Annotated in this window: 24 protein-coding genes; all 24 read right to left on the bottom strand. The window is 55.3% G+C overall.

Annotation, left to right across the window (positions count from 1 at the left end; translation table 11 throughout):
• Positions 1–456 precede the first annotated feature (456 nt).
• Positions 457–927, bottom strand: coding sequence for a hypothetical protein (locus tag ACN085_RS03010; RefSeq protein WP_419110556.1), 471 nt, complete (start codon positions 925–927; stop codon positions 457–459).
• Positions 927–1,844 (bottom strand): N-acetylmuramoyl-L-alanine amidase, encoded by a 918-nt coding sequence (locus ACN085_RS03005; protein WP_419110555.1) that lies wholly within the window; start codon positions 1,842–1,844, stop codon positions 927–929. The genes ACN085_RS03010 and ACN085_RS03005 overlap by 1 nt, the downstream gene beginning before the upstream one ends.
• 83 nt (positions 1,845–1,927) lie before the next feature.
• Entirely contained in the window at positions 1,928–2,320 is a 393-nt protein-coding gene (locus ACN085_RS03000; RefSeq protein WP_419110554.1) for a hypothetical protein, read from the bottom strand.
• Between the two features lie 11 nt (positions 2,321–2,331).
• Complete coding sequence (locus tag ACN085_RS02995; RefSeq protein ID WP_419110553.1) at positions 2,332–3,939, bottom strand: hypothetical protein; 1,608 nt, start codon at positions 3,937–3,939, stop codon at positions 2,332–2,334.
• Complete coding sequence (locus tag ACN085_RS02990) at positions 3,936–4,991, bottom strand: hypothetical protein (protein ID WP_419110552.1); 1,056 nt, start codon at positions 4,989–4,991, stop codon at positions 3,936–3,938. Before ACN085_RS02990 ends, ACN085_RS02995 begins: the two co-directional genes overlap by 4 nt.
• Positions 4,991–5,359: a hypothetical protein gene (locus tag ACN085_RS02985; RefSeq protein ID WP_419110551.1), complete on the bottom strand. Its 369-nt coding sequence runs from the start codon at positions 5,357–5,359 to the stop codon at positions 4,991–4,993. Before ACN085_RS02985 ends, ACN085_RS02990 begins: the two co-directional genes overlap by 1 nt.
• Entirely contained in the window at positions 5,356–5,607 is a 252-nt protein-coding gene (locus tag ACN085_RS02980) for a hypothetical protein (RefSeq protein ID WP_419110550.1), read from the bottom strand. Before ACN085_RS02980 ends, ACN085_RS02985 begins: the two co-directional genes overlap by 4 nt.
• A 6-nt stretch (positions 5,608–5,613) precedes the next feature.
• Positions 5,614–7,818, bottom strand: a complete 2,205-nt coding sequence (locus tag ACN085_RS02975) for a hypothetical protein (protein WP_419110549.1) — start codon at positions 7,816–7,818, stop codon at positions 5,614–5,616.
• A 1-nt stretch (position 7,819) separates the two neighbouring features.
• Positions 7,820–8,596 carry a hypothetical protein gene (locus ACN085_RS02970; protein ID WP_419110548.1) on the bottom strand — a complete coding sequence of 259 codons (777 nt, stop codon included), beginning with the start codon at positions 8,594–8,596 and terminating at the stop codon, positions 7,820–7,822.
• Positions 8,596–12,234 carry a hypothetical protein gene (locus tag ACN085_RS02965; protein WP_419110547.1) on the bottom strand — a complete coding sequence of 1,213 codons (3,639 nt, stop codon included), beginning with the start codon at positions 12,232–12,234 and terminating at the stop codon, positions 8,596–8,598. The genes ACN085_RS02970 and ACN085_RS02965 overlap by 1 nt, the downstream gene beginning before the upstream one ends.
• 28 nt (positions 12,235–12,262) lie before the next feature.
• Positions 12,263–12,538, bottom strand: a complete 276-nt coding sequence (locus tag ACN085_RS02960; protein ID WP_419110546.1) for a hypothetical protein — start codon at positions 12,536–12,538, stop codon at positions 12,263–12,265.
• 98 nt (positions 12,539–12,636) lie between these two features.
• Positions 12,637–12,996 (bottom strand): hypothetical protein, encoded by a 360-nt coding sequence (locus ACN085_RS02955; protein WP_419110545.1) that lies wholly within the window; start codon positions 12,994–12,996, stop codon positions 12,637–12,639.
• Positions 12,997–13,092: 96 nt separating this feature from the next.
• A complete protein-coding gene (locus tag ACN085_RS02950; RefSeq protein ID WP_419110544.1) occupies positions 13,093–13,665 on the bottom strand; it encodes a hypothetical protein in 573 nt (190 codons plus the stop codon).
• 62 nt (positions 13,666–13,727) lie between these two features.
• Entirely contained in the window at positions 13,728–14,045 is a 318-nt protein-coding gene (locus ACN085_RS02945; protein ID WP_419110543.1) for a hypothetical protein, read from the bottom strand.
• Between the two features lie 109 nt (positions 14,046–14,154).
• Complete coding sequence (locus ACN085_RS02940; protein WP_419110542.1) at positions 14,155–14,481, bottom strand: DUF5403 family protein; 327 nt, start codon at positions 14,479–14,481, stop codon at positions 14,155–14,157.
• Entirely contained in the window at positions 14,482–14,838 is a 357-nt protein-coding gene (locus tag ACN085_RS02935; RefSeq protein WP_419110541.1) for a hypothetical protein, read from the bottom strand.
• The gene (locus tag ACN085_RS02930) at positions 14,835–15,272 is read right to left on the bottom strand and encodes a Gp19/Gp15/Gp42 family protein (protein WP_419110540.1); all 438 of its coding nucleotides are present in this window, start codon (positions 15,270–15,272) and stop codon (positions 14,835–14,837) included. The genes ACN085_RS02935 and ACN085_RS02930 overlap by 4 nt, the downstream gene beginning before the upstream one ends.
• 13 nt (positions 15,273–15,285) lie before the next feature.
• On the bottom strand, positions 15,286–15,591 hold the full coding sequence (locus tag ACN085_RS02925; protein WP_419110539.1) for a hypothetical protein: 306 nt from the start codon (positions 15,589–15,591) through the stop codon (positions 15,286–15,288).
• A gap of 2 nt (positions 15,592–15,593) precedes the next feature.
• Complete coding sequence (locus ACN085_RS02920; RefSeq protein WP_419110538.1) at positions 15,594–16,616, bottom strand: major capsid protein; 1,023 nt, start codon at positions 16,614–16,616, stop codon at positions 15,594–15,596.
• An 18-nt stretch (positions 16,617–16,634) separates the two neighbouring features.
• Positions 16,635–17,006, bottom strand: a complete 372-nt coding sequence (locus ACN085_RS02915) for a hypothetical protein (RefSeq protein ID WP_419110537.1) — start codon at positions 17,004–17,006, stop codon at positions 16,635–16,637.
• Between the two features lie 6 nt (positions 17,007–17,012).
• Positions 17,013–17,903, bottom strand: coding sequence for an AAA family ATPase (locus ACN085_RS02910; protein ID WP_419110536.1), 891 nt, complete (start codon positions 17,901–17,903; stop codon positions 17,013–17,015).
• The gene (locus tag ACN085_RS02905) at positions 17,900–18,949 is read right to left on the bottom strand and encodes a hypothetical protein (protein ID WP_419110535.1); all 1,050 of its coding nucleotides are present in this window, start codon (positions 18,947–18,949) and stop codon (positions 17,900–17,902) included. The genes ACN085_RS02910 and ACN085_RS02905 overlap by 4 nt, the downstream gene beginning before the upstream one ends.
• A gap of 18 nt (positions 18,950–18,967) precedes the next feature.
• Positions 18,968–20,404, bottom strand: a complete 1,437-nt coding sequence (locus ACN085_RS02900; RefSeq protein WP_419110534.1) for a phage portal protein — start codon at positions 20,402–20,404, stop codon at positions 18,968–18,970.
• Positions 20,405–20,419: 15 nt separating this feature from the next.
• A complete protein-coding gene (locus tag ACN085_RS02895; RefSeq protein ID WP_419110533.1) occupies positions 20,420–22,096 on the bottom strand; it encodes a hypothetical protein in 1,677 nt (558 codons plus the stop codon).

The raw sequence follows: 22,096 nt of genomic DNA, 5'->3' as shown, positions 1-22,096 counted from the left end.
TGTCAACAAAAAAACCCTCTCCTGTCAACAGGAGAGGGTTTATAACGCTTTGACTAGGCGTTTTATGGTGCCCAAGGTGGGACTCGAACCCACACTCCGAAGAACCGCATTTTGAGTTTTAGGGAGCTATGGCATAAGCAGTTTTGAGTGGTCAGAAACCCTTGAAAAATAAGCGATCCTGCAAGGTCTAAGTAACGAGGTACCACGAGCCGTCATCTCTAATGGGGTTCAAAAAGGGGTTCAAACTTCCTACAGTTGGACTTGAACCAGCGCCCCCTCATTCATTGCTCAAAGGAGCACTTGGCTTGGGCATTGTTTGGCCACCTTCTTTCTAAGTGGTAAATCGCGGTGGGGAAAGCGCTGGCTGTGCTGAGTGAAGCGGTTGCTGGCCGCATCCGGGCATAAAAAGAAAGGCCCCCTACCCACCTATACGGTGCGGTAGGGGGCAGATTCAATTTACTCGCCGGGCTTGATAGATTCATCCACCGGCTCAGGAGCAACCACCGGGAAAGAAGGGTCGGTCACCTCTTCAACGGGCTTTGGTTCCTGCTCGCGGTTGCCAGCGTAATTACCATGAATCAGGCCTGAGTCAGCAGGTAGAGCACCAACCGCCTCACCATCCTCAGTCTTGACCGGGACTGTATTTGCCGCACGGGCAGCCTGTAGATCTAACTGGGTCTGAGAGCGCCCCAGATAGGCAGTAGCTGACCCGGCGCCAGCCATACCCAGGACAACCCCAAAGGTCTTGATAGCTTCCTGAGCCGCCGCATTGGTGCCCCCATCGACCCAAAAAGCTACACCGGTAATAGCCGCTCCAAAAATGATAATGACGAGGGGAACCAGCTTGGAGAGGTTGCCGAAGCTCTTTTCATCAATAACCTCTTCCACGGTCTTAGCGGCAGTTGCGGTGATAGTTTCTTTCTTCATTAGGCCCATTCCTTCTTCTCTGCGTCCTTGAATACTTCTGCACGGTTATCGGGGTCCTTGTAACCCAGCTTGCGAACCAGCGGGCCAACGGGGCCGTCAAATACGCGCCCGGCCACACCCAAGTGCCAGTCCTGCCACAGGTGAAATACTCGGCGCTGCAGAGTGTTTACTTTGCTCTCTAGGCGGTTATCCCTAGCAGTTTTCCAGGCGGTCTCAGCAATGATTGAGGTGTGCCCCTTTTCGCCGCCCTGCCGCTTGATGGGCTCATTAAGGACCTCACGCACTGCGTCTTTTACATCTTCTTTGGTAGCCATAGCCAACCAATCTCCTTCATTCTTAGGGTCGTTGTAAAGCAGGTCATTGATGCTGTCTCTGACCTGATCCATATCTTTGAAACCGGGGTCAATTTTGCCCATTGAGCTGTACTCTTTGTGGCCAATCTGGATAAAGTCAGGCCCGCCGTAGGCTTGCTCTAGGGCGGCACCCACGTGGGGCATGACCCGGTTCTGGTCATCGGTCCAGTCATTGCTGGTGCCGGAGGACTCCATTTCGTTGCCGATGAAGTATGCGTTGCCTACGTTCACGTAGCCCCCGCCAATAGATCCAGGCCCGGCGTGGTTAGCCCAACCAGCGGCTACCACATACACAGTGCCGGAGCGCCCTAGCGCGATATTGCAGAGTGGGCCGGGCAGGTCAGCGCGGCCGTTCACCAGTAGGTTCAGGGTCGGTGCGTCGGCGAAGTTGAAAGCTTGCTTGGCGGTGGCCGTGTGGTGGTACATGTGGCCGTCTGCTGAGGTAAGACCCCACCCGGCGTAACCACGAGCCCGCCAACCTGCGATTTCAACTACAGTTAGTTTTGACCCATCAGGAGCCGTGTAGGCGCGTAGATTGTCGGCCAGGTCAGTAAGAAAAGGCATGTATTGGCCTCCTTTCGGGTATAAGAAAGCCCCCGCGCTTATTGCGCCGGGGCGTTGTTTTTGGGTAAGAAAAAGGCCCGCGCCTAAGAGCGCGGGCCCTGTGTTGGCTGGATAATAATCAGGCCAGTTGGCGGGTCAGGCGGGGGCGGGGGCGCGCCAGACTCGATATGTTTCACCAGCGACTGATTCCACACATGATGCAGCTTGGTTTGGGCGTGGGCTTCATCGGCAGCTTGCTGGGCTGAGCGCGCCTCATCGTGGGTACGGTCAAGCTCGGCCTGCATCTTATCTGCCCGCGCGTCCTGCTGATCAACACGCTTAGCCAGTGAGTCAATCACCTTAGCCTGAGCCTCAATCTCAGAGGACTTAGCAACATGCTTCGGAACCACGCGGGCGCTGATCCAGGTGCCAAGGAGAGTCGATAACGCGCTGGCACCGCCGACAATGGCCGCGACCATCTCAGGAGAAAACAACAATTACCTTCACCTCACTTCCTCACAGAAATTGAAAGCGCAGGAACCTCAGCCACAGAAAACTGCCCTCCAGATTCAACCAGCCCCAAAATCCCCGAAACTGAACCCTGAAGCTGACCCTCCACAACGACCCTCACCCACAAGAACTCATGCCCTGGATAAAGCCACGCGCCTACACACTTAGCGACAGCACCAGGATCAATAAACCCGCTCTCCCACAAAGGAGAGGCAGGCCGCTGCCCAGACGGATCATTGCTATAAGCCAAAGCGTAAGACACACTTCCATCACCAGCTAAATCGCAAGAAATACTCTGGGTCAGCAGGCCACACCCATCAAAAACCGGCACTTTGACCCAGTAGACACTAGGCCCAAAGTCACCGAAACCATCGGTGCCGGTTTCCAAAGCGTCAGGGACTTCCATCCCAAAAGGGTTACCCCCGTAAAACCCCTTCTCAGCAGGAGTGATACCATCGACCATCTCAACAGGCAAGAGGTCATCGACACTGGGGACCACACGGTCTGCCTGCAAAAATGCCTTATCCACAATCTGGGGGTCCTGCTCCCATTCAGAGCCCGTCTTCACGATCCACCCAGGAACGCCCTGATCAATATCAGGGATTTGGTCAATATGAACTTCTGATACCGCGGGGAAGCTACCCACTGCCACTGTAGCTATTGCGCCCCTTGGCTTAGTATCAGGAGCCTGCTCATAACGGCCAACATCCCAGTCTGAGTCCTCCGACTCAACCCACCAAGCTCTAGGGGTGTCAGAAGGGGCCATACTCTTGGCGAAAGGAGAAATCTGAACCGGTATCGCACCGGCAATCTGCCCATTAGCGAACCTCCCATTATGAGGAAGAGTCGGGTCGTCAATAAACCCGTACCCTGCTCGGATTGAGCACCCATAGAAAAAATGATCGCCGGAACTGATATGAACGTTCAAAGATTGGCCTTGGCCTGGCGTATCAAAAAAGCACCGATCAAAAATAGTGCTATATGCACTAATCGTCGCATCGATGGCGCACTTGCCAGACATCCCATCGTAGGCTGATGAAAATCGCACCCTCCTAAAGTAAGCAGAATGCTTCTCAAAACCCCGGCGGCCTACATCACCGCTAGCTCCTACAATTCTCATGGCATGCCACTCTGGGTCTGCACTAGTGTGATCAAGCCAAACATTTTCCACATACAAGCTCTTACCTGCTGCGTTAATAATGTTCTCGCCCGATTTGGTGCCGTCCTCGTTCGTGCCGCCGGTACCTGCGTTGCCTCGGTCATCCCAAATCCTGACATCTTCTGGCTTGCTTCCCATTCCGATCAAAGCGAAGTGTGTAGGAGTAGGCCAGTTGGCTTCCTTGTATTCCCCAGGCCATACCCTGAAACGGTGCCGCCGGTACGGTGAGGACCAGCCGGAGTATCTGGTGTTTCCCTTGAGTGAGTTTTCATAGGCTATGGCTGCTTCTGCTGCTGAAGTGATGCTTGTGAACTGTTTTGATCCGTCAGCGGCGATGTCCCAGGTCCGGGCGAAGCTCTTAGGCTTGGCCTGCTCTAGCCCCTGGAGCAGGGGAGGCAAATTATTTTGTACTGCTTGCTGGTGAGCCAGAAGGGCTAGTATGCTCATGCGTTTTTTACTCCCCATTCGTTCTTGGCCCAGGCGTAGAGGGAGCTAATTTCCTCTGCATCCAAGGCGCGATTGTAAGCAAAAAATCGACCGGTCTTGATGTTCGCGCCATTGCTGTACGCCCCTGAGTAGCCTGCCCCAAGAGAGAGGTTAGTACGCAAGGTTGCCCCTGAAGCAGATATTGGTGAACCATCTGTGGCTGATATTTGGGTGCTGAGTTTTTCGCCGTCATACTTGGTGACACAAAGAACTGGCTCGCCGATAGCGTAAGCTTGACCGGTACCAGAGCGACTCGCGCCAGAAAAAGAAGCTATTTTCTTAGTGCCGTTTGATTCCACAGAAGTTGTGATCGATGACCACAGGCGAGGGGCAGTCCCGCCGGAGCCGGATGTGTCCGCTATGGTCCCTAACCAGGCGACCGTGAAAGCGTTTTCACCTAGAGGCGACCCGATTCCGATAGCTCTGAGCCTTTGAGATGAGCTGTAATCATTGACGATAACCGCCTTCGACGCCAACACATCTAGCGTGGGGGCTGCCTCTTGATTATCAGCTTTAAGTTCGATGGAGCCCTGAGCGTCAATTAGAGATTTGATCTTTGCGGTGCCTTCGTACAGTTCAGCATCGGAAGGTAGAAAGTTGAAAATGAGGCCGCTGATTTGCTCAGGGGCCTTTGCGTCCTCGGGCGTGGAAGGCTCTGAGCCTCCTGGGGTTGATACCCCAATGCTTCTCCACCCGCCAGTTTCCCCCACTACTGCAACCTCCCAGATGCCGGCGCTGTTGCGGCGCAGAGCTAGTGCGGTGTCCGCAGGGAATGACTCGGAGGCGATGCTTAGAACTCCGGTAGAGTACACTTCGATGAGGCGTGGCAAGTCATTTGTGAGTTCCATTTTTCCTGACAGGAACTGCACGCCACGGGTACTAACTTCTTCCTTGGACGCGTACCCAGAGAGATCCGGTTCTGGTGCGTGCTCACCGACCAGCTCAATGATCTCTTCTTTCAGGACGCTGGGGGCCTTGCCGCTGGGCAAAAGCCCCTTGATGATATTAGCCATTAGGCTTCTCCAATCTCGTAGGACCCATCCCCAATATGGGTCAGGGTTTGGTTGCCGGATAGTTCCAGCCGGTAGGTACCATCACCCGGTAGAGCATCAGCAGAAAGACGCACCTGCTCTCCCTCCACCAAAAGCTCAGGCAGAGCATGGGTACGGCCCTGCGCCGTGATGAAAACCTGCCAAGTGCCAGGGGCAAGCTCCACCGGGGCAAGCACCCCATCGGTGATTTCAGCCTCCACAGTGGCAGGCACAAAAATAGCCCCCAACCAGGAGCCAAGAGAACGCTGAACAAAACTGACGCACCCATTAACCGGGCTTTGACCACCAGGGCCATACGGCAAAAGCACTCGCCCGTGTACCAGGGTCATGCCATCACCTGCCAATCCCCATCCCCGGCATCATGAACCGGCACCGGCTCGCCCAGCCCATTATGAAGTGACCAGGCACCCTGCCCATCATGAGCCACAATGATCGATTCGCGAGCCTCCACACGGTCCGATAGCTGCTGAACCACAGCATCAATAGGGAGAGCCAGGTTCAGCATATCCTGGGGGATAGTGGCCGGGTCAGGCTTCACCGGGACCGGCCACCCAAAATTAGGCGTAGCAATAGACATAATTAATCAGACCCTTTCAGGAAGTGCTTGGTAAACCTGCTCATAGGAGGCAGAGGCAGGAATCTGCGAATAGCTTGAATAGGCGGCGGACAGATCGCCGTAGGTCTTACCATCCCTCACGTCACGCACCCGCTTAGCCGCTAAATCATAGGAGCAAGAAGGCACATCACCCTCCCAGGATTCCTTATAGCCGGTGAGGATGTATTCGCATTCCCACCGGTCACCGGCCCCATCCTGGCCCACCAGAACATGCGAATCGCCTATCTGCTTGCGGGGGTCCCAGAGCATCTGCACAGCGTCAAAAGTGACCCTCTCAACCGCCAGTTCCTCAGCAAGAGAAAGAGCTACGCGGGTGGCGTCCTCACGGGTCAGCCACCAGCCGCATTCAAGGCTGAACAGTAGGCCAGCAGGTTTGAGACGAAGCGCCATTTCATAATCGACCCAGGTCACCACTCGCTCTGCGCGGATAATCGGCATGTTCACCCCGCGCTGGGCAAAACGTAAAGGCTCCGCCGCTATAGAAGGGGTGACCAGATAGTACTTTTCAATACTGCTCGGAAAGGTTTGTTTGACCCCAAAGGTCATTTTCAGGGTCCGCTGACCCAAAAGCTCTAGCTGCGCTTTGAGCTGCTCATGCTCAGGGTGAGAACCAGTCCACCGGTAGCCCTCCGGCTCGCTCGTGTTCTCGAAGCTGATCGCCCACCAAGAGCCCTGCCTGTCTTCGGCAAAAGCCTGCCGGTTATCCACGCCCCGGCGGGCATCAATCACCGCCTGCCAAGGCTTGACACCAATCACATCCACCTCATCAGGTAAGGTGTAAAAGATTTCAGTGTCCTCCCCCGGTGTGATCTCCAGGGTGTTAGGTGGCTGATAGACCAGGTTCCCCGTCAGGTTTGATGAAGCGCCCAGTAGCTTGACCCCTGAGTACTGCCCATCTCTGGCCTGTGACCAGGAGCCTGAGAACACTTTCTCAGATACCTTATCTAGCACGCCTGGGGTGCCGGTGAGCATCCGGTCACGGGCGGACATGTTCAGCCGCCCCAGCTCGTCCACCCATACCGCCGAAAGAGTCGCCGCGCACCAGTCGCTGATGACTTTCTCGGCGGTAACGTTCTCGTAGCCGCGTGTAGCTGGAATACGATCTTGCTCTAAAGCAGACCTTCTGATGATGGGTGATAGCCTCCTGAGTGCGGCCACCCGTTCCAGGGACTCGGACCACTGGGTCAGATAATCGACCCTCACGCCCATGCACCGTTGCCCGGTGATTTCGAGAACCTGCGCTGAGGTGGGGGCTGTCTGCCCCTCAACCAGCACCGATTCCTCAAAGCCGGTCCAGATGCGATGCGCCTTGCGGTTGAGCTTGAAAGCTAGAGGCATTTCGTCAGGGGCATCAGCGATGACCTGCTCAAAAACTACCGAACCGTTTCTATCAAAGCGTAGAGTACTGGCGGGTTTATCCCAGGTGAGGGTGTAGGTGATCCCGCCGGTGATGGTTAGACTAACTGAGGATTGATAGTTCCAGGCCGCCGCGCGGGAGTAAACCATGATGTCCCTGCCCTCACGCGTCTGCCCCGATTCTGCTGGCCGGTGCCTGACATTAGACCAGGCCGACATCCCGGAGACCCCGTACTCTATGCCTGAGACGATGAGTGCCCCGGCTACGGGCTGAAGTCCTAGCTGATATGAATCATGAATGACCGTATCTTCGGTGACCGGGGGCAGAACCCCGAACCCGGCTTGTTCGGCGGCCCGGTAGGCTACCCAGGAAGAGCGCAGGTAGTTTCTCGCGTCTGCTGTTTTAGGGGCAATGGTGACCGTCTGACCTAGTCCAGCTGATAGGCCGTCTGTTATATGGCTGGTCATCTGGTCAGAGGTCAGCGAGTAGGTGGATGCACCCAGGTAGCCGGTGAAACGCGGGAATCGTACCCCGCCGACCTCGGCTTCAATGTAGACCCTATCCCCGTAGCGGGGGGTCCATCGGTGCTCGCCCTTGGGCATGAAGGGGGTGTCCTCCACGGCGGTAGCCGGTGCCCAGGTGATCGACCCAGTGCGGGAGTAAATATCATCACCGGCAGCGACCAGGGAATCTGGCAGACCGCCGGTGGTGTTGCCCTCCCAGGATGCTGTGACGTACGGGCGTTCGACCCCGTTGACGTAGATGTGGAGGGTGGCCTCGATAACCGGGCCAGGGGTGTAGCTACCAGGAAGCATACTAGCCCACCTCTACTATCGATAGATCCATAGCTCGCCAAAAATCACGGGTATGCAGCTCAAACTTCGTGAAAGTTGAAGAGCCGTCCAAGAGAACCACAGAATCCGCCCCACCCCCAACATCCCACGGACTAGGCTCATCAGCCCACACCACCTGCGGACGGGCAAGAGCCGTATAACCGCGAGCGCTAATCGTGACGTATCGTGCTGTGGCTGGCGCCGAAGGAATGACAGCATGGAGTCGCTGCATGAGTGCGCCTGTGGCTGTCACGGTTTTTGCGCCGCCGGCGTTAGCGCCTGTGACGGTTCTTGGCTGGACAATGAGCTCGGTGGCCCCTGATGCGTCTACGGATACTGTCAGAGGTTCACCTGGGAGCACTGGCACCTTATCAGCGAGCACAACATGGGTGCCGCCCACAAGAGAGGCAGGGGAGTATCCACCGTCTGCCGTTGTGAGGTTACCGCCGTTACTGAACCCTGTCAGTAGGGACTGGGCAGGGGTCAAGGCGTTGGTGAGAGAAGCCGCTTCGGAGATGAAGTGGAACGGCCCTGGGCCGTAGGCTCCCTGGAGGAATGCCCTGATGATGGCTGAATCGGCGTTAGTGCCATCGACCTCGACAGCCCACTCACGTGTTCTGCTTGTGGGAGGTGAGTTGACGAAAGCCCATGCCTTCCCCGCAGCTTTCTGAATCGTGTACCTGGTGGGTATTGATTCTTTGAGGCTTGTGGGCCATAGGAATTCGTGCATTTTGGCTATAGTGCCGATCCAGCCGGACATTAGGCTATCCTTTCTGCGCGGCGCTTCATCATCATGAAGCTACGCGGGTCGACTTCTTCAAGGCGATTTAGCGTTGATGCGAGTGCTATGAGAATTTCAGCTAGGTCTGTTTCCTCGTGGCCGGTGGGCGATGAGGTTGGTCCGGTGGCGGCAGTTATAGGAGCTGTAGCAGCTGCTAGGTTGGCGGCATAGTTGATGGCGGGCGCATCAAAATACGCTGCGTTAGCGACAGCTTCTCCTGCGGCCTTGACCTTGTTGACTTGTGATTTCATAGCAGCAGCGAAGTCGCTTGTGAGAGCGCGGCCGGAGTAGGTGGTGTAGCCGGTTCCCGAGAAGGGTCCGCGTTTTGCGGGGGAGAAGGGGAAAAAGTCACGGACTTTTTGGACGAGTCCGTCGACGGCTCCGGTAACGGAGCCAGTCATGCCTTTGATACCCTCGATAAAGCCACCAATGAGTGACTTCCCAGATTCCACCAACAGCGACCCCATATTCCCGAGGGCGTTCAGGACCTTGCCAGGTAGCTCACCTACTGTGCTGACAACTTCACCAATCTTTGTGGAAACAGCTGAGACCATCTCGCCGAAAACTCGGCGCACTGTTTCGAGTGCAGTGTTTACCGAATCTCGAATCGTGCTGAGTATGTTGTTGAAGGCTGTCGTGATAGTTTCCCAGATGGAATTCACGATTCCTGATACAGCATCTAGCATGCTATGGAAAGCCGTTGATACAGCATTCCAGATGGAATCTACGACATCTGAAACAGTGCTATAGACGTTGTTCCAGGTGTCGGTAAAGAAAACGCTAATTTTGGTGAGAGTCTCTGAGATAAAATCCCGAATTGCTGTCAGAACGTCGGTTACCACTGAGCTGATTTGCTCAAAGATGGGGCCGACAAAATCAGCAATCGCCTGCCACGCTTGATTCCAGACACCTACAATCGTGCGGACGATGCCAGCGAATATCTCGTACAGAATTCTTAGAGCGCCACCGACTATAGCTTTGATGAGCTCCCAAACTGCGGATACCGGTTCAGCAAGTAAATTCCAGGCTTCTGCCCAGAAAGCAACAATGTTATCTACCGCTGTGCTGATGGACTCAAAGATTGCATTCAAGATTGGAGTCAAAAACTCCACGATTCCGTTGAAGGCATCGGTGATAGCGGTAGAAACGCTTTGCCAGATTTCGCTGACGAGATCTACCAGGTCCCCCCAAGTAGTCTGAATCCGATCAACGACCGCGCTCACCGCATCGGTGATAAAGGAAACAATTGATTCCCATGCAGATGCAGTCCAGGACTTGATTGACTCCCAAGTGGACGCCGTCCACTCCTTGATAGCATCCCAGTTAGCCACTATTGCTACGACCAGGGCAATGACAGCGGCAATAATGGCTACAATAGCTGCGATCCATCCAGCCGCTACGGCGGTAGCAACCCCAAGAACACCAGCTACAGTCGTAATGACAGTTCCGATACCTGCTACAACAGGCGCAACAGCAGAAACAAGCGCAAGTAAGCCAGCTATGAAAGCTCCGACTGCGGCTACAATCAGCAGAATTGTGGCCGCCAGCTCGGGGTTTTGCGCTATGAAATCTACAACAGCCTGAACCACTGGCAGAATGACGGGAAGCACAGCATCAAGTGCTGATACCAGCTTTTCACCGATTGCCTCAATTACCGGTTGCAAACCATCGAGCAAATCGGTGAAAACTGGTGCAAGCCGATCAATTAGCTGAGCTACAACAGGGCCTAGAGTCCTTAGCAAGGTTCCAAAGGTTCCCGCCAAGGCGCCAAACAAGGGGCCAAGCTCACCAAGCGCTGGAGAAAGAGCCTCAGCAGCCACCTTGATTCCATCAAAAAGTTGAGACAAACCGGCGCCAAAGGCAGGATCAGCCAAAGCTGACCCTAGTCCCTCTAAGAGCAAAGAAACCGCTTCGCCCGCAGTCTCCATAGCCCCGGAAATAACCGGGGCGAGCTTCTCGAATGCACCACCCAACGCGCGTACGCCAGGAGCAAGAGCAGAAACCCCAGCGTAGGCACCTTGGAAGATAGTAGTGAGAGCGGTTTGAAAAGCCGGACCTGAGACGGTTGCCTCAATACGGTCAAGGCCCTCTGCTAGAGCACCAATGCCGCCACTACCAGCGGCCGCAGCAGCAGAGCTAATAGCTCCGATAATCCCCCCAATAGAACCCAATGCTGACCCTAGTGCACGAATATTTGCCAAAGCGGCATCAATCCATGTGAAGATTTCTCCTGATTCAGTAGCCTGCGAAACCCAAGAAGAAAAAGACCCAGCCAGACGGTTGAAAGACTCAGCCATGCGAGGCAGATACTTACCACCTACCAAACCAAGCTGAACAATGCCCTCGACCAGTGGCTTCACACCGGATACGGAGATCTTGATAGCTTCATTCAGAGGCGCAAAAAGAGCCCCCATACCACCGACTTTTTGAAGGCCACTTGAGATACCATCAAAAAACTTTCCCCACCAAACACCGAGGTTAGACATCATGCCCCGGTACTCGTTGAAGAAAGGAATAAAAAGGTTATCCCTCAGAGCTAGCAAGGATTTGCTAGCCTCAGCCCAGAAGTTCTTACCGCCCTCAAAACGGGCATTTTTGAACTCCTCAACGATGTCGTAGCCACTACGATGGGCTTTACCTGACTCGTCATACCAGGTAGACCAAAATTCCCCAGCAGCTTCTGAAGCTTCACGCATGTAGACATTGATGTTCTGCAACCCATCAAGCGAACCTGCAATACCCACACCAAAAGCTGTGATTATGCCCGGTAAAGCAAGAGCTGCAGGTGCCATCTGAGCGAACGAAGTCGCCAAGGTAGCCACACTGCCAATAGCAGAAGAAGCAGCAGAGCCAATCAGAGCAACCGATGTAGCAACAGATCCAGCCTTAACGGCAACCTTGTCAAAGTTCAGAGCTAAATCTTTGATTTTGCTCCCTAACGAGTGCAGAACGTTCCCGCCTGCTAAGGCTGCCAGCGCTGAGGAAGCCACGCCCAGACCGTTGAGTTTGATGTTGATGTGGGCTAGGCGTGGGCGGGTGAGAATGGCGAGTTTTGTGCGCGCTTTCCCGGTGTCTGCATCTGCGTTGACGGTTGCTTGCAGGTCATCGATATCCTTTTTGAGCTTTTCGATGCCTGCTCGCCACTGGGCTCCGCGCTCAACGTCAGCGGGAATGTCTAGCGAGAGCTGTTTCTCTAGCTGGCTGATCTTTGCGCCAAGTTCCCTCCGGAGGTGCTCGCCCTCTACCGTGGCCGGCACCTTTGCATCGATACCGGCTACTGCTTTCTCTACGCTTGAGCGGATTCGTTCCTTGAACGCAGCGTCAGCAAGGTTGAGTTTTACCTCTACCGAGTCGGCGGCTCCATTGACGGCTTTCTTCACTTCGCTGGTGAATACAGCCGTTTCGGCTCTGATGTGGGCCGAGATTTTGGCCATCGATTCGGCTTGCTTGATGGTGGTGCGTACCTGGTTGAGGAGGCCCTTTGAATTGGCTTCAAAGTTCACCTTGCCGGTTACGTTCTTCTCGATACGTTCGAGAGCCGTTTTGAGCTCGGTTCGCATTTTGGAGGTGTCGGGAAAGACCCGGACACTGATGCGGCCGGACGGAGAATCTGACATGAGGGCCTCCTCAATCTCTATGTAGTTATTAGCTGGGGAACAGCGCCCCGTAATTTTGCTGGGCTACCGGCAGCGCAGGGTTGAACTTCTGACGGTTTTTCGGCTTTGATCTGGTGACTTCTGGCGGTTTGACACGCTCGGTAGGGGAGAGCTGCTTGCCTTTAGCCATAGCCCGGACGGTGTTAGCGATGCCAGCAAGAAGGTAGGTGTCTGAACCCCACCCAAAATGCTCGTAGCTTCCAAGCTGCTTTGCCCTCCACATTGACTTCGGCTCATATTTGAGCCGCTCAATCAGAGCCAGCATCTGATCGACAGCAAAGGGATAAGGGGTAGGCGCAAGAGGATTGACCCCGTAGAGGGCGACGAAATCCGCTACGAGGTCGGGTGAGGTTTGGAAGAGCTCTAAGAGCTCACACCTTTTCCCAGCTCATGGACATAAGCCATAATCAGCTCAATCGCTTTGCCTGCATTGGACATCACTGCGAACTTTGCGTAGCCTTCTTTATCCGCAATGAGGTTGCTTTCGCGGATACTGCGGAAAATCCCCGCGATTTCCTTGATGTCTAGGTCTGCATCATCTGCTGAAGCCAGACCCTGCAGCTGAACTACAAGATCCAGGCCATCTTCAACGGGTACCTGGTCGATGGGAACGAAAAGATCTGCGTTCTCGCGGGTATGGAAAGGAATATCAGGTTCTTGATGATCGGAGGGAAGCTTGGCGCCTGCTTCGGCGGCTTTCTGCTTTGCGGTCTGGGTAGCCATGGTGTGAGCTCCTTAGAAATCAGATTAAAAATATGAGTAAAAGAAACGGTTGCACCGGGCCACAAACATGGGGGTGCAACCGTCAAAATGGATGGTTTAGCTTGCGCGCTTACGAGGGGTAAAGATTTCGTACAGCTTGCCGCCCGACTCGAGAACTGACACGCCTACCGGCATCTCCTGGAATTCTTCAAGAGAATTAGTCGGGAATTTGTGCTTGAGCTGGGCCCTGTAAAGGCCAAAACCACCCTGAGAGTCGCCGTCTTCGGTAATGAATTGGACCTTCCATTCCTTACCGCCGTTAGCGTTCATCACGGTGTATGACTTGGTCTCGTCATTCCACTTGCCACTGGAGTTAGTCTTCTCAAAGAAGTCCTTAGTGATTGCAACTGAGTTGATAGTTCCTGACAGGGATGAATCTTCAGCAACAGCTCGGACGTTCTTGCGGTCCGCGGTGCGCTTCATCGTCATTTCGCCGCCGTCTTCTTCAAACTCTGGGAGGTTTTCAGAAGAGGTGTCACCAAACCACGTCCAGTTCTCCGGCCAGGTGCTCTCATCGGTGAACTTGAAAGTGGAAAGATCAATCCATCCTTCCGTGGCAACAGGAGCCAAAAAGAAATGAGTTGTTGACCCAATATGTAGCGCGTTATCTGCTTCTTCAAGCGTGGTCATAATAACCTCCATAAATAGGAAAGGCCAGCACAGAGCTGGCCTGAGATTGGAAAATAGTTCCTCTACTTGCGGATTACCGCACGAAGAGTGAACGAATATTGAAAAATATGGGGCAACGCAGAAGATGCAGATTTACTCTCCAGGCGATGCCCAGCTGGGATAACTAGATAGGGTAGTTGCAAGTCTTCAATATGGGTAATCCACCCAAACTTGGTAACCGTATGCAGTGAGTCCCAGAGCTTGCTATAGGCCCTATCAGCGAGGTCAAACGCTTCAGCGTCGGTCTTAGCGATAGCGAAAAATGTTGCTGTTACAACAGCACCTTTCCCGGGAGCGGGAGAATTTCTGACCGAAGTTGGCGGGGCTATTTGGATTACCAAAGCGGGCACCCTAGAGATGAGATCAGTAGGCGGGGCCGTCGTTACAAACGCTCCAATATCCCTGAGCAAAGCGTAGAAAAGGCTAAGGGTATTAAAGGCGCGAGACAATTTACCGGCCTCCCCTCACAATTTCACTTGCGCGAGTCATCGTGTAATGGCCTGGAATAAACCTTGGGTTATTCTCATCGCTCTTTGTATCTAAGCCACCATACTCAATATCTCGGGCGCGTGGGTCGTCGGCAACTACTTCTCTATCCATGACCCCCCTCCGGGTCATGACTTTTCGCGTCTTTATAGAATCTCGATAACGGCTTGTCTCAACAGGAGCGAGCGCTTTCGCTGTAGCTTCCAGCTTCGCAGCGACCTTATCCATTTCTGGGTCATAGCCGGCAATTATTGCCGCCTGAAGCTCAACCCTTTTATAGACCTTAGCCATCTATCTGACCTCACTTTTCTGAGCGGCCATAAGCACCTTGACATGCCCAGTTCGAGGGGACATAGACGAAATTAGCGGTTCACCGAGCTGTTCGTAAGCGCCACCATTCCAGATGATTTTGCTGTATGGCCCACCAGGCCACGGCTTTCCCCCATGAGCCTGCGGGAAATACTTGATCCGGTAGACCGTTGAAACACCTACGCCAAGCGCCTCACGCTCAGCAGTAGATACAGGCTGAACATTCACCTTGTAGGTCACCGGTGCACCGTCTTCCTGAACAACAGGGCCACGGTCGGTCATTACTTCACGCCGGGTCACCACATCAACGGTATGCACTCCGGTAGTTAGCTTACTCATCGGAAACCACCATGCCAGGCCGTTCCCTGCGCGAATCTAGCCGAGCGCGGGGTAAAGGGTAGAGCTTTCGCCCCACACCCTAGCTGGACAAGGTCAGAATCCGGGAACCACAAATTACCGGAGCGAGTAAGAGGATCTACCGTGTACGAGTATCCATCTTCTGACTCAGAGCGATACCCGACAGAATCGGGCTCCACCCGAGCCAGGCGCGCCACAGCCTCAATAACGAGGTCCTTGGCGAGCGCTTTAGTTTGGGCGTCGCCCTGGCGGATTCTAGTTTCAGTAGCTGGGCAGAGCGCAAAGAGCTTGCGCTCTGCCTTTGCGAGCTGGCGGTTTAGCCATGCCATCGTAGCCTGGTCGTTTACATCCAGGGTTCCACGGAGTTCATCATTAACCTCATCAGGGGAGATAGAAAGCAGTCCACTACATGGCATGAGAATTCACCGCCTATTCGGTATCGAATGATTCACCAGAGTCTAGCTCTGAATCTTCAACTACATCAGCAGGCACAGGCTCTGGTTCTTCCGCCGCTTCACCCGCCGGTTCCTTCTCTTCGGTCTCCGACGTGTCTACAACGGCGGGGTCTTCCTTCTTCTTGCTCGAAGCGGTCTTCTTTGGCACGAGATTTTCCTCAGCTATCAGCTTGGAGAACCCAGAAGGTAGCTCCTGACCAGCCTGCAAAAACACAGGCTGGTCAGTCTTCGGGTCTCGCACCAAAACGTTGACCGCGAGCTTACGCTTAGCGGCTGCCATGCTTAGAGAACCTTAGCTACAAGCGAGCGGTCAGCGTTATTCAGCACCGGAAGAGCAATCGCATCTGCAGCGATTTCCAGGCCGGCAGGGGGCTTGGAGTTCTCAAAAACAGCGGCGACCAGGCCAGCGGCGTCAGCCTCATCGATACCCCACGAGGGGGTAAAAGCTGATGCTGTGGTACCCCAAGGAGTACCACCGAGCTCGGAGGCAGTAGCAGAGAACTTATCCGAAGCGGTAGGAAGCAGGACCAGCCGGTCATCAGGAATCAGTCGGCCAGTGGTGGTTGACTTATCAAAGACCTGAATGGTTGGCAGGCCATAGCCCAACAGGACATCGTTAATGTCGCTCAGACCAGCGGGGCGAGAACCACCGCCAGCGAGCGCGGTTGCAAATGACGTATGGCGGGCTAGCTGGCGGAGAACTCGGCTTGAGGTCAGGATAGTCCCGGGCGCGGCACCGAAGTTGCTGTTCGCGTAGGTTTCGGCGTAGAGGGAGATGTCCTCCAGGGGGTCGCCGCCTGCGTTCCAGAGAGTGCCGGCGGTGACCTCGTGGGTGTTTGACCGGCCGAAGCTCTCGTCGATTTTGAGGTCGTCCTGGGTGATGGTGAGCTTGCCAGTGACAAGAAGGCTTGCCCGGGTCATTTCCAGACGTTCGAAGAAGGAGCTGACGATGTGGGCGGCGCGGCGCTTGACCCATGCTTCCTTAGCTGAGCTGGAGTTGCGGCCGGTCATGACGGTTTCCTGCTCACCGAAGCGGCCCTGCTCAGAGAGCGGGAGGAGCTTGATGGTTCGGGTTACCTTAGCGGAGCCGTTGCCAAAGCGAGGTTCAGCGTCGAAGGCACGGTACTTAGCCGGTTCGGCTGGGGCGTTGCCCTCAACAGTGACGTCTACGGTTGCGCCGTCGACGGTGTAATTGGGCAGGAAGGCTGAGAGTGCACCGTCCTTTTCTTCCTTTGCGATGTAGAGCTCACGCATGAATTCGGTGAGCGCGGCGGGGTCAATGATGTCGGTATTCAGAGTAGGCATTCTGGCTTACCGCCTTTCTTAGATGTAAGTGATGGTTGAGTTCGGCTGAGCGGTAGGCTTAGCGAAGCCTTGCAGCGGTACGCGGGATACGACAACTCGGCCGTGGTCGAGCATGGGGGCAGCGATCTTGCCGGTTTCTCCGGGGGCTACTGGCAGGTCATGCAGAAGATGTCCGGCGAAGTCAGCGTCGCTGTAGGGGCCTGCGATTCCCTCGCTACTCATTGCTAGGGGGAAGCCCTGGGGCAGGTAGCCATTCTTGAAATGGGTGCTGGGGGTGAACTTGGAGAGATCCAGGGTCACGGTGCGGGCATTCCACTGGCCGTGGGCTGATGCCAGCCATGATTGGTCACCGTCAATAGTGGTGATTTTAGGGGCTCCGATGAGGGCCATGGTAGGTTACCGTCCTTTTCGATTGAGATATTCGTCAGCGAGCGCTTTGCCTAGCGCTTTACCTGATACCGCTGTGGTTCCGCGGTGGCCAGCGTGGCTATCGCGGGGAGCGTGGCGGGTAAAGGTATCTAGGAACGCGGTGAGTTTCTCAGTGTTTACTGAGTGGTCTTTGTTGATGAAGGCATGAGGTGACAGGGAGCTTTGCAACAGGTCGAGAGCTCCTGTGTTGAGTTTTCGTGCTGTTGCCGCAGCGCTCAGATGGGTATTGAAGCGTTCGAGAGCGAATTCTTCGGCTACCTTGGCTCGCTCTTCCTCGCGGGCCGCATCGATGATGGCCTGTAGCTCTGTATCTTGCTCTTCTTGGGCTTGTCCAGGTGGTTCGGTGGGGTGCTCCTCGTTGTTTTGGCCTGGGTCCGTAGCCGGGGCGGGTTCTTCTTGGTCGTCCCGAACACCGTCTTCAGGTTCGTTACTCTCGGTGGCTGGGTCTTCTTCTCCGTCAAAGGTGATGGTAGTTTCGCCTTCGTTCCCGGTGTAATCCTGCCACCAGGCATCGATCGCCTGGTGCTTGGAATCGTCACCGTCGCGTTCAGAGACACGGGCCTTGGAGACCTCAGACGAGGTTAGTAGCACGATGGTTTCGTCGGCCTTGATACGCTCGGCAGCGGCGGCGCGCTCATCAGCCTTAGCTAGGGTCCGAACGATGTAAACATTCTTGCCTAGCTCGTGGGCTTTGCCTTCCGCTTCCAACCGCCACCGTTCAGCGGTGTCTGCGTCAGGGGCCACGGCCAGATACTGGTCGTAGTCAATGACGACGCCACCCGTTTCGGCTGATTGTTTCTGGGCGTAGGTGCTTTTGCCCGCACCCGGCGGGCCCGCAAGTAGATAAACCTTGCTCATGCGGCCTCCTTATTGAGTAACTTCTGGTATTTCTGGATGTCTTTCTCAGCCCGTCGCATGCCGTAGATGAATCCGGCCGCCCGGGCGTCGTCGGGCTTGATGCCCTGAGCCTTGAGTGCTTCCCACTTCTTGCTATAGCCCTCTTTCTGGAGCATGGCGCGAGAGAGGCGTTTCTGTGCATCAGCAGGGGTGAGCGTCTTGGAGCGAGAACCAGGGACAACATAGGGCGGCTTTTTCTTGCGCCGGCGTTTCTGCGCATCGTCCGGGGTCAGGTAATTTTCACCAACGCGTACTAGCACCGGGCCTAGCTCACCGTGCTCATAACTAGTGACTCTGATGTTTTTCAGGTTCTTGTAGTCGTTGCCCTGTGCTGCCTCATAGAGTGCGTCCAGGTCTTCCCGATTGAGAGAGAGCCCCGGGTCATTGGATTTGGTGACGGGGGCAACCGAGCAGTTACAGCCACCATGAATGGGGGCCAGGTCCTCCATAGAGTAGATACGGTCAGCCGCAACGATACACAGGCCGCAGACACCGCTTTGAGAGAGCTCAGGGTGGATAATGCGCCGGTAGCCAATGACTTTCTCAGAGCGGCGGAATTGGGTGATGCTGGCATTTCGTTTGGTCAGCTGGGCGTTGTCTTTGCCGATGTGAGTGGCTCGCTGAAAGGCGGCGTCCAAGGCTTCGACTTCGCTCTTACCCTCTGAGAGCGCGTACCGGTATTGCTCGGCCGGGCGCTTCCAGACCTGCACCGGGTCCACCGGGCGGGGATACTCAAACCCAGCTGGGGCCTCAGAGGTCGGGGAGGCGCCCACCTGATTCATCAGTTCCCGAGCACTGGCAGCGGCGATCTCGTAAATCTGTTTCAGTGCCCGGGTCTCAGCCTCAGCAGCGAGCGCGGCTGCCCGCTCCACCGCGTCATCGTCATACCAGCCATCGAAAGACCCCCAGATAGCTCCCAGAGCCTCCATGAGCATGGCCAACATACGCGAGTGAAGGGAGTCAGCGCCCATGACCGTCTGCATCAGCTTCTGACTGACCTGGGCCATGGGCACCACCTCCTCGCACTATTCGGCAATTGTGGTATCGAGGTTCAGACCTGCCAACAGGCCCTGGCCGCGCCCGGCATCAAGTAGAGCATTCGAAGCACGGTAGGCCTCCATCTGCTGGATTTGCGCTGGTGAGAACTCGAAGAAAAGCTCAGCAACCGTCTGCACCGGCAGGCCCGATGCAATCGCCAGCTGACCAGCCTGAGCGCGCTCCAGGAGGGAGGACCGGCGGGCAGGTGCCCAGACCACACGCATCTGCCGGCGGTCAGCGAGCGCGTCCTGCCCGGAGAAGCGCAACATGTGGCTCACAGCGGCGGCAAAGCGAGGGGTGAGGCGTTTCTGCAGGTCTTCTGCCTTGAAAATCTGCCCTTCACGCATGAGCTCGGAGGACGCCGCAGACTGCTGAGCAGCGTCTGATGAGAGCGCGTAGAGCGGGGCTTGGGCGGCGATAGCCAGCCTCTCAACATCCTTGGTAATGGATGTGATGAGCTGGTTGATATCGCCGGTGCCTGACTCCCAGATTTCGGCGCTCTCAGGGAGCATCCACAGGCTGCCAGGGTCAGAGGTAAAGATATTGCTGTAATCAATCGCTTCACCGGTCTCAGGGTCTGCAATCGGTACGCCCTTGATGGCCCGCTGCTTGAATGCCTGCATGGCCGTGATAATCATCTGCTGCAGAATGATGTGATTGATACGTTGCATATGCGGGATATGCTTCTCGAACTCACCCTTACCAAAGCGGTTCTGCAAGGTATAGACAGGGACACCAGGCTGAGATAGCTTCAGGGTTCCAGGGGGTTCGTCCTTATCAGACTCTTTTGCCCATTCGAAGCCACGTAAAGAGATCTTCTCTCTGAAAATAGTTGAGGTGCCCAGCTTATAAGCAACCCTCATGTATCCATCCCGGTAAAGCACCAGTACATCACGGTCGTGGGTGTCATCGCGGTAGACCTTGAGCGCTGCTACATTTTTCGCAGGGTCAACGGGATCAGCCTCAGCAATCATCTCAGCTGGGTGCTCCGCGCTTAGCCGGCCAACACTCTCACCGTCTGCACTCTCATCTTCTCTCACCAGCAAGTAAGCAACCGAGAGCGAAAGCATCCACTCAATAGCTTGCCGGAAATGGGCATTAGCGTCAGTTTCCAGCAAGGCCGCATTCATCGCCTCAGTTTGCTCATCCGTTGGGTTGGTACCGGCTCGCACAGTTTCTACCTGAGTACGGTAGAGGGTGGACGAAACGATGAGCTCAGCAAGGTTTAGAGAGGCAACGTTCAGTAAACGCTCATAGCCATCTTGGGCCTTAGTATCGAGCTGCCAGGGTGCCGGGGGTTTGCCATCGAGCCAAGCCTGTAGCTCTTCGATGCGTGGTCTACGCTCAGCAAGGGTCTTAGAGAGCCGTGCTACCCACCACTCATCACTATCGGGGGTCTTGAGCAGGTTTTTATCAAAAGCCACGTGGGACCTCCTTTGTTAGTAGATACGGCGGGGTACGAAAGTCTGCTTGGGCTTCTCTGTAACGCCCTTCTTGATGAAGGTGGCACGAGCTTCATAGGCCAGGGTGGCGGCAATCGCCGCGTCAATCTTGCGCGGGGACTTCTGCGACTCCTTACCAATGACCTCCATGTTCCGCGAGCGCGTCCATTTCTGAGCGTTCTGAAAATGCCTGACCAGCTGGCGGTTGGGAATGATTTTTGCGCGACCGTCATCAAGAGCAATCTTCAGGCGCTGAAGAGCGAAGTGCATCTTGGTATCGTGCGCGGTGTAGAAAGCGATTTTTGAGCCAGCGCTTGAAGCGACGCGCAGCTCTTCGCTGAAGTCTCGCTCCCACTTATCGAGCCAATCCTGCCAGTAAGGAGGGTCAGCGAAGAAGCCAACGACCGTGAATCGCTGGAAAGCTAGTCGTACGGCCGAGTCAAACTTTTTCTCGTTCACGTGCCAGTCTCGGGCTTCGGGGCCGTCCGGGCGCTCCTGAATGCAGAGCGGGAAGAGTAGTCCGTCTGAGACACGACAGGCGACCAGGGCGGTGGCATCATTGGTGAGAGAGCCGTCAAAGCCCAAGGTAACTTCTTCCCCATCTTCGATAATTTCGCCCCATCGGTCAGGTAGGCCCTTAGTTGCCTTCTCCAGCGTGTCCAGTCGGAGCCATGCGTTCGAGCCTTCGACCAGGGCATTGAGGAAGTACCGGCGGGAGTCATTGACGGTTGAACGCGGGTCATAGATATCATCGATGATTGCCTCTACCGAGTTCCATTCCATGGCCTCACCGTAGGATTCGATGATTGCTTCTTTCAGAGCATTGATGTCGCTCAGGTCAGAGAGCTGAGAACCACGGTGGTCATAGAGTAGACGCTGCCGGCCACGGAATTTTCCGTCCTGGATATTGCGGGCCAGGTTGTAGGTTCGCTCTGCAATGGAATCTTCCCCCGGGGCGTACATAGTCGTGGTTTCCAAATACCAGGTACCAGCACCCTTGGCGCGCTTCTTGAGGTTTCGCGTGACAGTGTCGTACATCTTCCGTAAGCGTGGGAGATTGTAAAGGTGGGTTTCGTCAAAGACCACGAAGGTTTCCTTGCCACCGTCCTTTGACGCCGCGCCCGATGAGGTGGGAACGATATCGCCACCATCAGGCAATTTCACGCGAGTATAACCAACATCCATGCCCTCAGCAACGAGCGCAGAGAGCGGCCCCTCGGTGAGATTCACATAAATGTTGTCGTAGGTATTTCCGGTCTGGCCTTCCTCGGTGGCCATAATACGGATCATGGGGTCAACCACCCGTCGGCCCATGGGCTCACCCGGCTCATAGTAGTACCGTTTGCCAAGAAACTCGTAGAATTCGCCCCCAGAAGCCCACCCATCAAAGCGACAGGGTCCAAAAGCCTCAAAGAGAGCCAGATGAGCGCCGAGCCCTGATTTATCGCAACCCTTTGGGCGAGAGAAGAAAGCCGAATCGACAAGGCGGTCGCCGTTCTCATCGAGCAGGTAGCAATCGACTATAAAGCCGCCGAATTCATTTCCTCGGCGAACTGGCGTACCTCGGACGTCGCCGGGGCCATTAATCAAAAAGGTCTCAATCCACCACCAGGCCAAGAAACCCAGTGAGCGCTCACGGTTAGCCCCAGCAGGTTTCACAAGAGTGCGAGCCAT

It is taken from the genome of Rothia sp. P4278 (assembly GCF_048512945.1).
GTDB lineage: Bacteria > Actinomycetota > Actinomycetes > Actinomycetales > Micrococcaceae > Rothia.
The sequence above is the reverse complement of the archived record's forward strand: the minus strand, read 5'-3'. Positions and strand labels throughout refer to the sequence as shown.

Excerpts from the sequence above, each read along its gene's own strand:
- ACN085_RS03005 (WP_419110555.1), bottom strand. The coding sequence starts at position 1,844 with ATGCCTTTTCTTACTGACCTGGCCGACAATCTACGCGCCTACACGGCT.
- ACN085_RS02935 (WP_419110541.1), bottom strand. The coding sequence starts at position 14,838 with ATGAGTAAGCTAACTACCGGAGTGCATACCGTTGATGTGGTGACCCGG.
- ACN085_RS02925 (WP_419110539.1), bottom strand. The coding sequence starts at position 15,591 with ATGGCAGCCGCTAAGCGTAAGCTCGCGGTCAACGTTTTGGTGCGAGAC.
- ACN085_RS02985 (WP_419110551.1), bottom strand. The coding sequence starts at position 5,359 with ATGACCCTGGTACACGGGCGAGTGCTTTTGCCGTATGGCCCTGGTGGT.
- ACN085_RS02955 (WP_419110545.1), bottom strand. The coding sequence starts at position 12,996 with ATGGCTACCCAGACCGCAAAGCAGAAAGCCGCCGAAGCAGGCGCCAAG.
- ACN085_RS02920 (WP_419110538.1), bottom strand. The coding sequence starts at position 16,616 with ATGCCTACTCTGAATACCGACATCATTGACCCCGCCGCGCTCACCGAA.
- ACN085_RS02995 (WP_419110553.1), bottom strand. The coding sequence starts at position 3,939 with ATGAGCATACTAGCCCTTCTGGCTCACCAGCAAGCAGTACAAAATAAT.
- ACN085_RS02930 (WP_419110540.1), bottom strand. The coding sequence starts at position 15,272 with ATGCCATGTAGTGGACTGCTTTCTATCTCCCCTGATGAGGTTAATGAT.
- ACN085_RS02990 (WP_419110552.1), bottom strand. The coding sequence starts at position 4,991 with ATGGCTAATATCATCAAGGGGCTTTTGCCCAGCGGCAAGGCCCCCAGC.
- ACN085_RS02940 (WP_419110542.1), bottom strand. The coding sequence starts at position 14,481 with ATGGCTAAGGTCTATAAAAGGGTTGAGCTTCAGGCGGCAATAATTGCC.
- ACN085_RS03010 (WP_419110556.1), bottom strand. The coding sequence starts at position 927 with ATGAAGAAAGAAACTATCACCGCAACTGCCGCTAAGACCGTGGAAGAG.
- ACN085_RS02970 (WP_419110548.1), bottom strand. The coding sequence starts at position 8,596 with ATGTCCGGCTGGATCGGCACTATAGCCAAAATGCACGAATTCCTATGG.
- ACN085_RS02895 (WP_419110533.1), bottom strand. The coding sequence starts at position 22,096 with ATGGCTCGCACTCTTGTGAAACCTGCTGGGGCTAACCGTGAGCGCTCA.
- ACN085_RS02965 (WP_419110547.1), bottom strand. The coding sequence starts at position 12,234 with ATGTCAGATTCTCCGTCCGGCCGCATCAGTGTCCGGGTCTTTCCCGAC.
- ACN085_RS02905 (WP_419110535.1), bottom strand. The coding sequence starts at position 18,949 with ATGGCCCAGGTCAGTCAGAAGCTGATGCAGACGGTCATGGGCGCTGAC.
- ACN085_RS02960 (WP_419110546.1), bottom strand. The coding sequence starts at position 12,538 with ATGCTGGCTCTGATTGAGCGGCTCAAATATGAGCCGAAGTCAATGTGG.
- ACN085_RS02915 (WP_419110537.1), bottom strand. The coding sequence starts at position 17,006 with ATGGCCCTCATCGGAGCCCCTAAAATCACCACTATTGACGGTGACCAA.
- ACN085_RS02980 (WP_419110550.1), bottom strand. The coding sequence starts at position 5,607 with ATGTCTATTGCTACGCCTAATTTTGGGTGGCCGGTCCCGGTGAAGCCT.
- ACN085_RS02950 (WP_419110544.1), bottom strand. The coding sequence starts at position 13,665 with ATGACCACGCTTGAAGAAGCAGATAACGCGCTACATATTGGGTCAACA.
- ACN085_RS02910 (WP_419110536.1), bottom strand. The coding sequence starts at position 17,903 with ATGAGCAAGGTTTATCTACTTGCGGGCCCGCCGGGTGCGGGCAAAAGC.
- ACN085_RS02975 (WP_419110549.1), bottom strand. The coding sequence starts at position 7,818 with ATGCTTCCTGGTAGCTACACCCCTGGCCCGGTTATCGAGGCCACCCTC.